Source organism: Giesbergeria sp., assembly GCF_028686475.1.
Classification (GTDB): domain Bacteria; phylum Pseudomonadota; class Gammaproteobacteria; order Burkholderiales; family Burkholderiaceae_C; genus Simplicispira.
In genome coordinates, this window is sequence record NZ_JAQUCA010000006.1 from 177082 (window position 1) to 189242 (window position 12161).

Here is a 12161-nt window from a genome sequence, read left to right on the forward strand (position 1 = left end):
GCGAAAAATGGGGCAAATTTTGGTACTTGGTGGTGCGGTTTAAGCGCGGACACCAAACAGGGTGAAGTATTCTGGGGACTTGGCTGCCATGACCTTAAAACTATGCAGCAGGTGTATCAGCTCATCATGGCCCAAACCATACAGGCGGGCCACGCGCTGGTCAATGTCAACACGCAGTTTGTCTTGTGCTTTTAGCATGGTAGGTACATCTTTTTTGCTAACACCTAAGGCTTTCATTGCTGGGGCCAAACTGCTTGCAAAATCATCCCCATTGGCGGAAAAGGTTAGCAATAAAGCATTGCGCGCCAAGGCTTGGTAATCGGGATTTTGCAAAATCTCCTCATCGCTAGGCTGGGGCATGGGCAGGCGGTAGAGGTAGGTTTGACTGACATTAATTTGCACCATAAAGCGCGCCAGCCAATCAGCAGGCAGACTGTTAAACCATGCCAGCGCGAACAATAAACGCAAGGTAGAAACCGGCTGAACCTGCACTTTTCCAGCATCATTAAGAACGTAATGCTTGGGGGTGGTGGCAAAAACTGAATGCCCAGTACCAAAACCCGCTGGCAGCAATGAGAAAATTAAAGTGCGCTCATTCGTGTCACTGGCAATGGCTCGAAATGCCAAACGCAGATAATTGCGGTCAAAACGCACAGCATCCGCATGGGCCTCTACTTCAGATTTAGGCACACCCAAATCTTGCGCCATGCGGTGCAGCTCTTTGCTACGCATACGCTCATCAAAAGCCACGGGGTCTAGCCAATACTGTGGCAAACCAAAGCGGTGGTTATACTGCCAAATCATCTTGCCCTCGACCAAGGGCAAAGCACCGGGCATAAACTGCTCTTGGAACAAATCTTTATCGTGCGTCATGTGCAGTTCACGACGGAAATTCATCCAATCTGCCGACAAGGCCGGAAAAGCTGCATAGCATTTGACCAAGGCCAATAAATCTTTGGCATCGCGTAGTTCCATCAAAGCCCATTGGTCTGGGGACAGGCTTTTTAACATGCCTAGCATGTACGGAACATGGCGCTGCTGGTGGTTAAGTTCTGCCGGGTCGGCCACATAAAAAGCCGTGTCGATAATAAAGTTATCACCGGCCAAAGGTGGCTCTTTAATCAACTGCATTAAGGCAAATTTATAGCTACGATGCACATCAGGGAACAATCCTTGGCGATTCTCAAAGCTATGGAAAAACCGCATTTGGTAATGCTGCAAAATATGTTGGCGCAGTGCGGTAGAGGCTTCCTCAAACATCAAGGCGCTGGGCAGCACATAGTTCAGGCTGCCGCCTGGGGCCAGTAAGCCCAAGTTGCGTTCTACAAACAAGCGGAATAAATTGGTATCCACTGCCCCTTTATTTAGTGGAAAAAGCTCTTTGTCTTTGTAGTACGCATCTAGCACCTCTTGTATTTCTTGGGTTTTTTGATGTTCCGTCGCCACATGCAAGCTGCCCAGCAGGCGTTGCTGCACCGCTGATTTTTCGATATTCTTCAGACTGCGGTAACGGCTATGGTATTGTGGGAAAAAATCGGTATCGCTGAACTTGGTTTTATCCCAAGGCGGATTGCCCATCACCACATCAAAACCCCATTGTTCACCACTGAAGGCTTCTGGGAAAGCTATTTCATAATGAAAAAAGTGGTAGCGCTCGGTGTAGGCTTGTATTTGCTCTAATAAAGGAGAAGGCTTATTTGACTGCCTATCAAACAATTGACTTAACAAATTCGGTGTTTTATCCCACGCTTCCACCGCCGCAAGCTGGCCCTCGGCTTTTAACATCCGGCGCATCGAAATAAAACCCAAAACCTGCGCCAACAAGGTTAGTTTAGGGGAAATGGTATTCAACCACAGCGACTTGCTTTGCGCCACTTCAGCGGGCGTAGTATCGCGCATGGCATCCAATGTTTGCATGACTTGGCGCAACTCATCAAAACGTCCACGCAAATCATCGACAAAGAAGTCGTTTTGTTGCTGGTCACCACTGCTGTACGCAATTAAATCTTGTACCGTGGCCCCCAGCAGGGCATTGCCGTGCTGAATGTGGTGTTCAATAAATGACAAGGGCGTGCCAAAAATAAAGCTGTCCATCCACAAACTAAGACGCGCTAATTCGACAGCAAATGGGTTCAAATCGACACCATAAATGCAGCGTTTCAGCAGCAGGCGCTTCAGGATTTGGCCATCGTCTGGAGTGTAAGGCAAGCCCAAGGCTTTGAGCTGCACGGCAATTTTACTGCGCTCTTGTTGCACCAAGGCGGCCAGTGGGGCATCACTCTCTAGGCGCTGCACGGCCAAGGTGGTCATGTAGCTTAATGCTTCTACCAAAAAATGGCCACTACCGCAAGCATTATCTAATATTTTAATATCGGCCAAAGATTTACCTTGGGCCAAGGCGTGGTCAATACCCGCTTTGACTAGGCGCTCTGACAATGCGCTGGGCGTATAGTAACTGGCACTGGTTTTGCGCGAATTGCTGGCGCTTTTCAGGTAAATATCGCCAGACTGAACATTCAACTCACGAAAAATCTTCAAGCCTTTTTCTTTGCGAATTTTGACCATGTCGTAGGCATCGAAGTAGGCTTCAATCACTTTGCCTGCGGTGGCTTGGCTTTGGTATTCGAGGTAAGTGGCTGGCTCTAAGGCTTTATCAAAACGAAACTCTAACAAACCCTCATAAATGCGCCCCAAGTGGGTAACACTCATGAATTTGAAATTGCGCCGCACGTCCAACAAAGGTTTACCGCGCTCTGTTTTGAAAAGCAAACGCTCCAATACCCACAACAAGGTGGCATTATCAAGAATTTTGGGGGTGAGCAGCAGCGGCGCACGCTCAGGGTCAAACAAACCACCATTGAACAGTGGGATGTCAATATCTGCTGCACCACCGTTTAATAAAGAAAATAAGCCTTTCAGGGCAAAAATACCGTGATAACCATCGACCTCGGTTTCGTGCATGGTTCGCAGTTTGATATACAAAGTTTGCAAACTCTGTGCATCGTAGTAGCGATGCTGCGCTAAAATCTCTTGGTTTTTATCTTCAAAATAAACAACAAACAACAAGCGAAACAGCAAAATCAGGCTATTTTCATACACCTCTTCTAGTGTAACTTGTTGTGGGTCGCTGGCACGGTAGATAGCCTTACCCAGCACTTCAAAGACCGAATCTTCACCTTCGTAGCCATAAATCACGGCCTTGAGGTTTTCTTCTACCGCCAAAGAAAATTCACGTGATGCTGCAATCAGCCGCTCTAAGGCACTTTGCGCCCCGCCATCCTCGGGTTTGACATAGGCATCACGGCAGAAAAAGAAAGCAAATAGGGCCAATGCTTGATTCTTTTGTGCTGCATCTGGCAATGCCAGTATTTGCTCTAAATCAAACTCGATAAAAGTTTTTTGCTCGGTAATATTTTCGGTGTCATAAATACGCCAAAAGCGGCCATTGGTCAGAAAACCAAAACGCACATGCAAGGTATTAAGATAGTCTTGCAGTTGGTGGTGCGGATTTTCTTTGCTGGCTTTGCCATTGTCTAGGGGTTTATTCCAGGCTTTGGACTCCGTGACTGCTTTGATTAATTTGAGCTGCTTGACTCCTTCTGTTGCCAAAATAATATCGTGGTCCACCTCAAGCAACAAGCACCAATCTGGTTTAGCCTGTTTGCCTTGTACCACCAAGGACTGCTGGGGCAAAGTAACCCAACCCAATTGCAGCAACAAGGGGCCGATAAAGCTATTTTCGAGTTGCGACTCGTTATAAGCCGCCAATTTTTCTGGTTCAAAGTGCTGCTCTAGCCATTTTGCTATTTTTACTGCCAAGGGTGAATAGTTATGGCCTATCACTTCATGGGGCAAAAATCCAGAACTCAGCAGATTATTTCTGAACCACGGGGTGGTTGAATTTTTGAGCGTGTGGACAGTAAAGGAAGCATTAGACATAGAGCAGCTATCGGGTCAGTGGTTTAAGCCGCTTTTTTCTGCATTTGCGCCACCCATTCACGCGGGGCCATCGGAAAGCCCAAGCGCTCGCGGCTTTCGTAGTAGCTTTGGGCCACAGCACGCGCTAAGTTGCGAATACGGCCAATGTAGGCGGCGCGTTCGGTCACGCTGATAGCACCACGTGCATCCAACAGGTTAAAGCTGTGCGCCGCTTTCAGCACCTGCTCATAGGCGGGCAGGGCCAGTTGTTGCTCCATCAGGTATTGGGCCTGCTTTTCATGGGCATTGAAGGCGGTAAACAGAAAATCGGCATCCGAATGTTCAAAGTTGTAGGTGGACTGCTCGACTTCGTTTTGGTGATAGACATCGCCATATTTGAGTGTGTCTGTCCATTGCAGGTTATAGACGTTGTCCACCCCTTGCAGGTACATGGCCAAGCGCTCTAGGCCATAGGTAATCTCGCCGGTGGCGGGTTTGCAATCAATGCCGCCCACTTGCTGGAAGTAGGTGAACTGGGTCACTTCCATACCGTTGAGCCACACTTCCCAGCCCAAGCCCCAAGCGCCCAAGGTGGGGTTTTCCCAATCGTCTTCCACAAAGCGGATGTCGTTTTTCTTCAGGTCAAAGCCCAAGGCTTCTAAGCTGCCCAAATACAGCTCTAGGATGTTGCTGGGTGCTGGTTTCAGCACCACTTGGTATTGGTAGTAGTGTTGCAGCCGATTCGGGTTGTCACCATAACGGCCATCTTTGGGGCGGCGGCTGGGTTGCACATAGGCGGCTTTCCAAGGCTCGGGGCCAATGGCACGCAAAAAGGTGGCGGTGTGCGAGGTGCCCGCACCCACTTCCATATCGTAGGGTTGCAGGAGCGCGCAGCCTTGGGCATCCCAGTAGGACTGCAACTTCAAGATAATTTGCTGGAAGGTCAACATGCGTGGTGCGGCGCGGTGCAAACCGCGCAGAGTAAAAAGAGGGAGGTGCCGGGTGCCGCCGGAGCAGCCTAGACGGGTGATTTTACGGGCCACCCAAACAAGCACGGCCCGCCTGCTCTGGGGGCAGACGGGCCGTGTGCTGGTTCAGGCTGGGGCCGTGGCGGCTTTATGCGCCGTCCCAGCGGCGCAGCACCAAACTGGCGTTGGTGCCACCAAAGCCAAAGCTGTTGGACAAGGCCGTGCGAATCGGTGCGTCGCGCGTGACGGTCACCAGTGGCATCCCCTCGGCGGCAGGCTCTAAGGTTTCGACGTTGGCAGAACCGGCAATAAAGCCGTCTTGCAGCATCAACAGGCAGTAAATGGCCTCTTGCACGCCCGTAGCACCCAGCGAGTGCCCAGTGAGCGACTTGGTGGAGGAAAACGGCGGAATAGCATCGCCAAACACAGCGCGGATGGCACGCAGTTCGGGCACATCGCCCACGGGGGTAGAAGTGCCGTGGGTGTTGATGTAGTCAATGGGAGTATCTAAACCTTCAATCGCTTGGCGCATACAGGCGATGGCTCCATCGCCCGAGGGAGCGACCATGTCTTCACCATCCGAGGTAGCGCCAAAACCAACCACTTCGCCCAAAATGGTAGCGCCACGGGCCAAAGCATGGTCTAGGCTTTCTAGCACCACCGCGCCGCCGCCACCGGCAATCACAAAGCCATCCCGATTGGCATCGTAGGCACGCGAGGCTTTTTCGGGGGTTTCGTTGTATTTGCTCGACATCGCGCCCATGCCATCAAACAGCAAGGCCATGCCCCAGCTCAGTTCTTCGCCACCACCGGCAAACATCACATCTTGCATCCCCCAGGCAATTTGCTGCGCCGCCGCGCCAATGCAGTGCGCCGAGGTGCTGCACGCCGAGGTGATGGAGTAGTTGATGCCCTTGATGGCAAAATTGGTGGACAAGCACGCCGAGACGGTCGAGCTCATGCAGCGCGTTACTTGGTACGGCCCCACGCGGCGGATACCCTTGCTACGCAACACATCAGCAGCTTCGATTTGGTTGGCAGGCGAGCCGCCGCCCGAACCCATAATCAGGCCAGTGCGCGGGTGCGAGACTTGCGCGGGTGTCAGGCCCGCTTGGGCAATCGCCTCTTGCAATGAGATGTGCGCGTAAGCGGCAGCATCGCCCATAAAGCGCAGTTGCTTGCGGTCAATGCGCTCTTCTAAGTTAATTTGCGGAATACCAGCCACTTGGCTACGCAAACCCAACTCGGTAAACGCGGGCATGGCGCGAATGCCCGAGCGGCTCTCGCGCAGGGATTGCACCAGCGTGGCGCGGTCGTTGCCAATGCACGAGACAATGCCTGTGCCCGTAATCACTACCCGTTTTTTGCTCATGCTGCGCCTCCTTGTGCTGCGCCGTCTTCCTCGCGTTTAAACAAGCCCACGCGCAAGTCGTTGGCGACGTAAATTTCTTTGCCATCGGCCAGCAAACGGGCATCGCCAATGGCCATACACAGTTTGCGCTTAATGACGCGCTTGATGTCGATTTCGTAGGTGACCAGCTTCACGTCGGGGCCGACTTCGCCGGTAAATTTGACTTCGCCTGCGCCCAAGGCGCGGCCTCGGCCTGGCAGTTGCAGCCAAGTGAGATAGAAACCAATCAACTGCCACATGGCATCTAGCCCCAAGCAACCGGGCATGACCGGGTCACTTTGGAAGTGGCAGGCAAAAAACCACAGCTCGGGCTTGACATCCAATTCGGCCACGATGCGGCCCAAGCCGTGGGCACCACCATCTCCGTCAATATGGGTGATGCGGTCAAACATCAACATGGGCGGCAGCGGTAGGCGGCCACTGTCGGGGCCGAACAGCCGTCCTTCGCCCGAGGCAATCAGTTGTTCATAGGAAAAGGAATCTGCCATGTTCAATCGTGCTCCACAACAGCGGCATTGCCGCTTTGGTTTTTCTGCTGGGTAAAAAGTCAACCCGCCATTATCCTGCTACTGCGCTGCTTGCAACAGCACCTCGCTTGCGCCAAGCCAAGCAAAGCAGCCCAGCGGCCAGCCACCACAGCGGCCACAAGCCCCAACGCGCCACCCAAAACGCATAAGGCGTGGGGGGGCCAGCGTGCCCTTGCACCTGTGCCAAAAGTATGGCGCGCGTCAGGCGTGGCAGCTGGTAGGTGACGATGCCCCGGTGGTCAATCACAGCGGTAGCGCCGGTGTTGGTGGCGCGCACCATCGGGCGCTCAAACTCCAAGGCGCGCATTCGGCTGATGTGCAAATGCTGGTCAATCGCCAAGCTGTCGCCAAACCAGCCAATGTTGCTGAAATTAACAAACATCGTAGGCGCTTGTGCTGGGTCTAAAAAGCGGGCGGCCAGTTCTTCGCCAAACAAATCTTCGTAGCAGATGTTGGGCGCAATGCGCTGACCGCGCCAGTGCATGGGCGCTTGGGCCAGTGCGCCCCGGTTGAAGTCGCCCAGCGGAATGTTCATCATGGCGGTAAACCATTTGAACAACGGCGGTATAAATTCACCAAACGGCACCAAATGGTGTTTGTCGTATTGGTAACTTTGCGTCTGCCCGGCCTGCCAACCAATGACGGAGTTGGTATAGCCTTGGTTGGCATCGCCCAACGGAATGCCCAAAAGCGCCGCCTGTGGGCCGCTGGTGTAGCGCTGCTGTAAATCTTCTAAATAACCGGGCAGGAGTTGTTGCGGCAACAGCGGAATGGCGGTTTCTGGGGCAATTACCAAATCAGCTGGGGCTTCGGCCAAGGCTTGGGCATACCAGCCTAGCGCCAGTGGCACGCCACTGCCGGGCTGAAATTTCTCATCTTGCGGGATATTGCCTTGCAGCAAAGCCAAACGGATGGTGGCAGTGGGTGGCGTTAAGGGCTGATTCGCACAACCGTGCAGGGCGCAATCGCGCTGCCATGCCAGCCCCGCCCAGCCAGCCAGCAACGCTCCACCCAAAAGCCACACGCGCCATTGGCGCACATCGGTGCGCCGCGCCTGCACCAGCAACATGGCCAGCACTGCGGCCACCCAGCTGATGCCATACACCCCCACAGTGCGTGCCAACACGGCCAGCGGACCATCGACATGGGCATAACCGCTGCCCCCCCACGGAAAGCCCGTCCACCAAGTGCCACGGGCCAACTCGGCCAGCAGCCAAGCGGCCCCAAACACCAGCGCCGCCAGCCCGCGATGGCGCGGGGCCAGCCAAGCAAACAGCGCCAGCGCAGCGGCGTAATAGCTGGCCAAAAAACCGGCCAACGCCAGCACCGCCAGCACCGCCAGCGGTGCAGCCAGCCCACCATAGGTGTGCATGGAAATAAACAACCACCAGAAAGTACCGACCAGCCACGCTATGGCAAACAGGCCACCTAATAGCGCTGCCCGTCGCCAAGGCAGCGGTGGGCGCAGCAGCCAGGCCAGCACGGCCATAGAGGCCAGTTGCAGCCACCATAACGGCTGGCCAGTGCCCGGCCAAGCCAAAGAGGCTGCCTGCGCCAGCCCGGCACACAAGGCCAGCACGCTAAAGCGCCAGAGATGCGGCGGCAGCGCGGCTGCCCACGCAGTCGCAGGGCGAATCACGACGCGGTAGCCACTGCTGGTGTGGGGGCTGGGGTCACTTTGAGCCAGCGCACAGCCCCACCGCGGGTGTGCAGCACCGCAAATTGCAAACCGCACAGCGCCAACTGCTCGCCCCGCCGGGGAGCATGGCCCATTTCGTGGGCCACCAAACCGCCGATGGTCTCGAAACTCAGGTCAGCATCGCTACTGCACAGGGGCACGCCCAACACGTCGGACAGCCGGGTCACGGGGGTATCGCCACTGACACGGTAGCTGCTGTCGGACAAGCTGAGAATGTCGCCTTGGTCTTCGGGCAGGTCAAACTCGTCTTCAATCTCGCCGACGATTTGCTCTAGTACGTCTTCAATGGTGATAAGGCCAGCCACGCGACCAAACTCGTCAATCACAATCGCCAAGTGGTTGCGGTTGCCGCGAAACTCGCGCAGCAGTTCGTTCAAGCCTTTGCTTTCGGGCACGAACATGGCCGGACGCAACACATCGCGCACTTGCAAAGCCGGGTTGTGCTGCAATTTGAGCAAATCTTTGGCAATCAAGACCCCGATGATGTTTTCACGTTCGCCTTGGTACACCGGAAAGCGCGAATGCCCCGCGCCAATGATGGTGGGCAGCAAGACATCGAGTGTGGCCTCGACGGGTAGCATGTCCATGCGCGGCGCAGGCACCATCACATCACCGGCACGCACATCGGTCAGGCCAATCACGCGCTCTAGCATCAGGCGCACTTCGGCATCAATCAGGGCATTGCTTTCGGCCTCGGTCAGCACCTCTAACAGTTCGGCGCGCGAATCCGGGCCGGGGTGAATAAACTCGACCAGCTTTTGCAGGAAGGTGCGTTTGTCTTCCCTATCGGGCCAACGCTCAGAGTGTGGTTCGGACACAGCCTTGGTTGCAGAACCTGCAGTAATAGTAAAAAGAGTGGCTAGGATACTGGATGGCTACGGTCTTGGGTATTTTTTACACCCTGTTGCTTGCGGGTGTGGCTTATTCAGCCGACTGTTTGCGCGCCGTATGCGCCCCTTGGCGCACCGCTTGCACCCCGGCCAAAAAGCGCCAAAACTGCTGCGCTTGCTGTTTGAAGCGGTAATCCAGCTCGGCCCATTGCTGCTCTAGCAGCTCGGTCATGCGCGAATCTAAATTGGCCGGTGGCAGGGTGAGATAGGCTTCAGACTCGCCACCGTCTTGGCTAATCGCCGCTCCAGCGTTGCGGGCAATTTTGAGCATGGCCTTGTTTTCTGACAAGGCATGGATAAACACCAAATGCACTCCAGCGTTGCGGGCATGGATAGTGGCGCGCTCAAACAGGCGCGCCCCCAGCCCTTGACCACGCGCTTTGTGCAGCACCGAGACACCAAACTCGGCGCATTGTTCATGCTCGGGGTGTTGGGACAGGGCCAAATGGGCCATCGCTATCAGTTCTAAACGGCGGTTATAGACACCAAAAATTTCATCGCGGTAAAAATCCAGCTGCTGCACGTAGCGGCGGATTTGGGTGTCGTTGGCAGCATAGCCAAAGCGCAGGTAACGGTCTGGCGGCTCTAGCGCCAACAGGTGTGCTGCAATGCGTTCGCGGTAGCTAGGCCCTAAGGAGCGTATCGGCACCATCAGATTAGGATGGCCGATAGGCGCAACAGGGTGCAAGGGGGTAGCATCGCCGGTCTCCCGGTCGCTTACTGGACGCAGCAGGTCAATGCCGGCGCTCCAGGATGCTTGAAGCCAGTCTTTGGTCGGGATCATGCTGCCACTGTAGGCACTTTTTTGTTGCAGTGCAACATTTTTTTATTGCACTGCAACAAAAAAACCTGTATTTCATCCAGCCCAAGCTGGCCAAGGCCCAAACTGAGGCCTTGACATCCTCTCCGGGCTAAACCCCGGAGATTCCTACTGCTAGACGACGATGCCCCGCCGCGAGAATGTTGCGTGCTGCATTCACGTCGCGGTTGTGTACCGCCCCGCAATCGCTGCACGTCCATGCTCTTATTCCAAGTCCTGCCCTACCTTTCGGACTGCTGGCGGGAATGCTCCCGCAGCACGAGCAAGTCTGAGTTGAATACGCTTCGTTCACTTCCATAAAGACGATACCGGCCTGATGGCTCTTGTATTCCAACATCGTCTTCAGTGATGACCAGCCCGCATCCAGCGTGGACTTGGCCATCTTGGTTTTGACCAGCTTGGCACTGGCCACGTCGCCCACGAAGATGGCGGCATTTTTTCGCACCAGCGTTGTGCTGAACTGGTGCATATCGTCTTTGCGCTGATTCTTTATCTTGGCGTGAATCGCCTTGACGCGCTTTTTCTTGTTGGCCCGCTGTGCTTTGGCCAGTTCTAATTCATACTCACGATACCAACGTCCGTGCAATTGTTGTTCGTTGGATGCCGTGGCGCAGTCTTTGAGTCCGAGGTCTATGCCCACGGCTGGTGCAGGCAGTCGGGGGCCAATGAATTCTGGAAGCTCTACTGTGACGTTGAAATACCAGCGGCCCCGGCTGTCTTCCGTGAACGAACCAGCGCGCAACTCGTATTTGGACAGACCGTAGCTATCCCAGAGGCTAAATTTTTGGCCTGCAAAGTGGATTTGTCCGGCCTTGTATTTGGCGTGCCCGCCTTTGAATGGCACCCAACCCAGCGAATACTTGGACGACTTGGGATTGGAGACGCGCCAGTTCAGCCGTGTTTTCTTGAACTGCTTACGCCGGGTGGCGTACTCGACGCACACCAATTGCACCGTGCCACTGCCTACGCTTACGCCATCGCACTTGCTATAACCAGCGGTGTATTTTTGCAAGTCGTAGCCCGACAGATACTTGGGCTTACCATGAAAAGGCCGCGCCGCTTTGGCCGATATTTCGTTGCTGTGGTTCCAGACCTGATTGACCTCGCGTGCCATCTGACGCAGCACTTTGGCGTGCTTGTCTTTGATGCGGAGCTGAAGGGTTCTGGTACTCACAATGGACATCATCATAGGCGATGCAGCGCAAAAGAACCACAGGCCGTACCGGCCTGTTCGCTCGAACCTCGGGCGCAACCCCGAGGCTTGCCGCGAAGATTCCGGTAAAATAGCAGCCTTGGCGGCGTTAACTCAGTTGGATAGAGTATCCGGCTTCTACCCGGGCTGTCGGGGGTTCGAATCCCTCACGCCGCGCCACTTTGGGGATTCACACTTTGGCTAAGTCCAACTAGGCCACGGCAAAAGCAGCCCCCTTGGTAGCGCCTACGACTGCGCCGAATACATGGAGCTGCGCCGGTTGATGATGCAAACATCGGCAGACTACCTAGACCAACTGCGTGTTGGCACAAAAATCATCCAACTGCACAGCAAGGCGGTATAAAGCCAGCCCATGAACACCACCCGCCCACCTGCAAGCCGCCCACACGATGCTGCTGTGGTTGAGCTGCTCAAGGCCGACCCTGATTTTGCAACTGAGTATTTGGCCGCTGCTTTAGATGAGGCAGACCAGCCCGGCGGACAGGTGGCACTGTTGGCCGCCTTGCGCCATGTAGCCGAAGCCCAAGGTATGGCCGCCGTGGCCGAGCGTGCAGGTATGCCGCGTGAAACTCTGTACCGGGCACTTGGCCGTTCTGCAATACCTACGCAAATCTAATCATTTCTGATTAAATCTACCGATTGCTTCCTGCTTCACAGAGGCTGGTTTCACTCGGGTCTTACGACCCAAGCCAGTGCCTTCCTCTCCACAGGCTGT

The 12161-nt window shown here is 54.8% G+C and carries 9 protein-coding genes and 1 tRNA gene; 2 read left to right on the plus strand and 8 right to left on the minus strand.

Translation table 11 applies throughout. The features are described from left to right. Nucleotides 1–39 precede the first annotated feature (39 nt). From PHX60_RS06440 to PHX60_RS06475, 8 genes are all read right to left on the minus strand, one after another. A complete protein-coding gene (locus PHX60_RS06440; protein WP_300075974.1) occupies nt 40–3939 on the minus strand; it encodes a DNA methyltransferase in 3900 nt (1299 codons plus the stop codon). A 23-nt stretch (nt 3940–3962) separates the two neighbouring features. Next, nucleotides 3963–4868, minus strand: coding sequence for a glycine--tRNA ligase subunit alpha (gene glyQ, locus PHX60_RS06445; RefSeq protein ID WP_300076002.1), 906 nt, complete (start codon nt 4866–4868; stop codon nt 3963–3965). Nucleotides 4869–5034: 166 nt separating this feature from the next. Then, a complete protein-coding gene (gene fabB, locus PHX60_RS06450) occupies nt 5035–6258 on the minus strand; it encodes a beta-ketoacyl-ACP synthase I (RefSeq protein ID WP_300075976.1) in 1224 nt (407 codons plus the stop codon). Continuing rightward, nucleotides 6255–6785 (minus strand): bifunctional 3-hydroxydecanoyl-ACP dehydratase/trans-2-decenoyl-ACP isomerase, encoded by a 531-nt coding sequence (gene fabA, locus PHX60_RS06455; RefSeq protein ID WP_300075978.1) that lies wholly within the window; start codon nt 6783–6785, stop codon nt 6255–6257. The genes fabB and fabA overlap by 4 nt, the downstream gene beginning before the upstream one ends. A 70-nt stretch (nt 6786–6855) precedes the next feature. Then, on the minus strand, nt 6856–8460 hold the full coding sequence (lnt, locus tag PHX60_RS06460; RefSeq protein WP_300076003.1) for an apolipoprotein N-acyltransferase: 1605 nt from the start codon (nt 8458–8460) through the stop codon (nt 6856–6858). Continuing rightward, nucleotides 8460–9341, minus strand: coding sequence for a transporter associated domain-containing protein (locus PHX60_RS06465; RefSeq protein ID WP_300075980.1), 882 nt, complete (start codon nt 9339–9341; stop codon nt 8460–8462). Before PHX60_RS06465 ends, lnt begins: the two co-directional genes overlap by 1 nt. A 103-nt stretch (nt 9342–9444) precedes the next feature. Continuing rightward, nucleotides 9445–10197, minus strand: coding sequence for a GNAT family N-acetyltransferase (locus PHX60_RS06470; protein WP_300075982.1), 753 nt, complete (start codon nt 10195–10197; stop codon nt 9445–9447). 127 nt (nt 10198–10324) lie between these two features. After that, nucleotides 10325–11422 carry a transposase gene (locus tag PHX60_RS06475; RefSeq protein WP_300075984.1) on the minus strand — a complete coding sequence of 366 codons (1098 nt, stop codon included), beginning with the start codon at nt 11420–11422 and terminating at the stop codon, nt 10325–10327. Nucleotides 11423–11528: 106 nt separating this feature from the next. Here PHX60_RS06475 and PHX60_RS06480 point away from each other — a divergent pair. Together PHX60_RS06480 and PHX60_RS06485 are read left to right on the plus strand one after the other, a co-directional pair. After that, nucleotides 11529–11605, plus strand: a tRNA-Arg gene (locus PHX60_RS06480). 193 nt (nt 11606–11798) lie between these two features. After that, on the plus strand, nt 11799–12062 hold the full coding sequence (locus PHX60_RS06485) for a DNA-binding protein (protein ID WP_300075986.1): 264 nt from the start codon (nt 11799–11801) through the stop codon (nt 12060–12062). The last annotated feature ends 99 nt before the right edge of the window (nt 12063–12161 follow it).

What these genes read in the sequence shown, in the direction of transcription:
- PHX60_RS06440 (WP_300075974.1), bottom strand. Translation starts at nt 3,939, where the DNA reads ATGTCTAATGCTTCCTTTACTGTCCACACGCTCAAAAATTCAACCACC.
- glyQ (WP_300076002.1), bottom strand. Translation starts at nt 4,868, where the DNA reads ATGTTGACCTTCCAGCAAATTATCTTGAAGTTGCAGTCCTACTGGGAT.
- fabB (WP_300075976.1), bottom strand. Translation starts at nt 6,258, where the DNA reads ATGAGCAAAAAACGGGTAGTGATTACGGGCACAGGCATTGTCTCGTGC.
- fabA (WP_300075978.1), bottom strand. Translation starts at nt 6,785, where the DNA reads ATGGCAGATTCCTTTTCCTATGAACAACTGATTGCCTCGGGCGAAGGA.
- PHX60_RS06470 (WP_300075982.1), bottom strand. Translation starts at nt 10,197, where the DNA reads ATGATCCCGACCAAAGACTGGCTTCAAGCATCCTGGAGCGCCGGCATT.
- PHX60_RS06475 (WP_300075984.1), bottom strand. Translation starts at nt 11,422, where the DNA reads ATGATGATGTCCATTGTGAGTACCAGAACCCTTCAGCTCCGCATCAAA.
- PHX60_RS06485 (WP_300075986.1), top strand. Translation starts at nt 11,799, where the DNA reads ATGAACACCACCCGCCCACCTGCAAGCCGCCCACACGATGCTGCTGTG.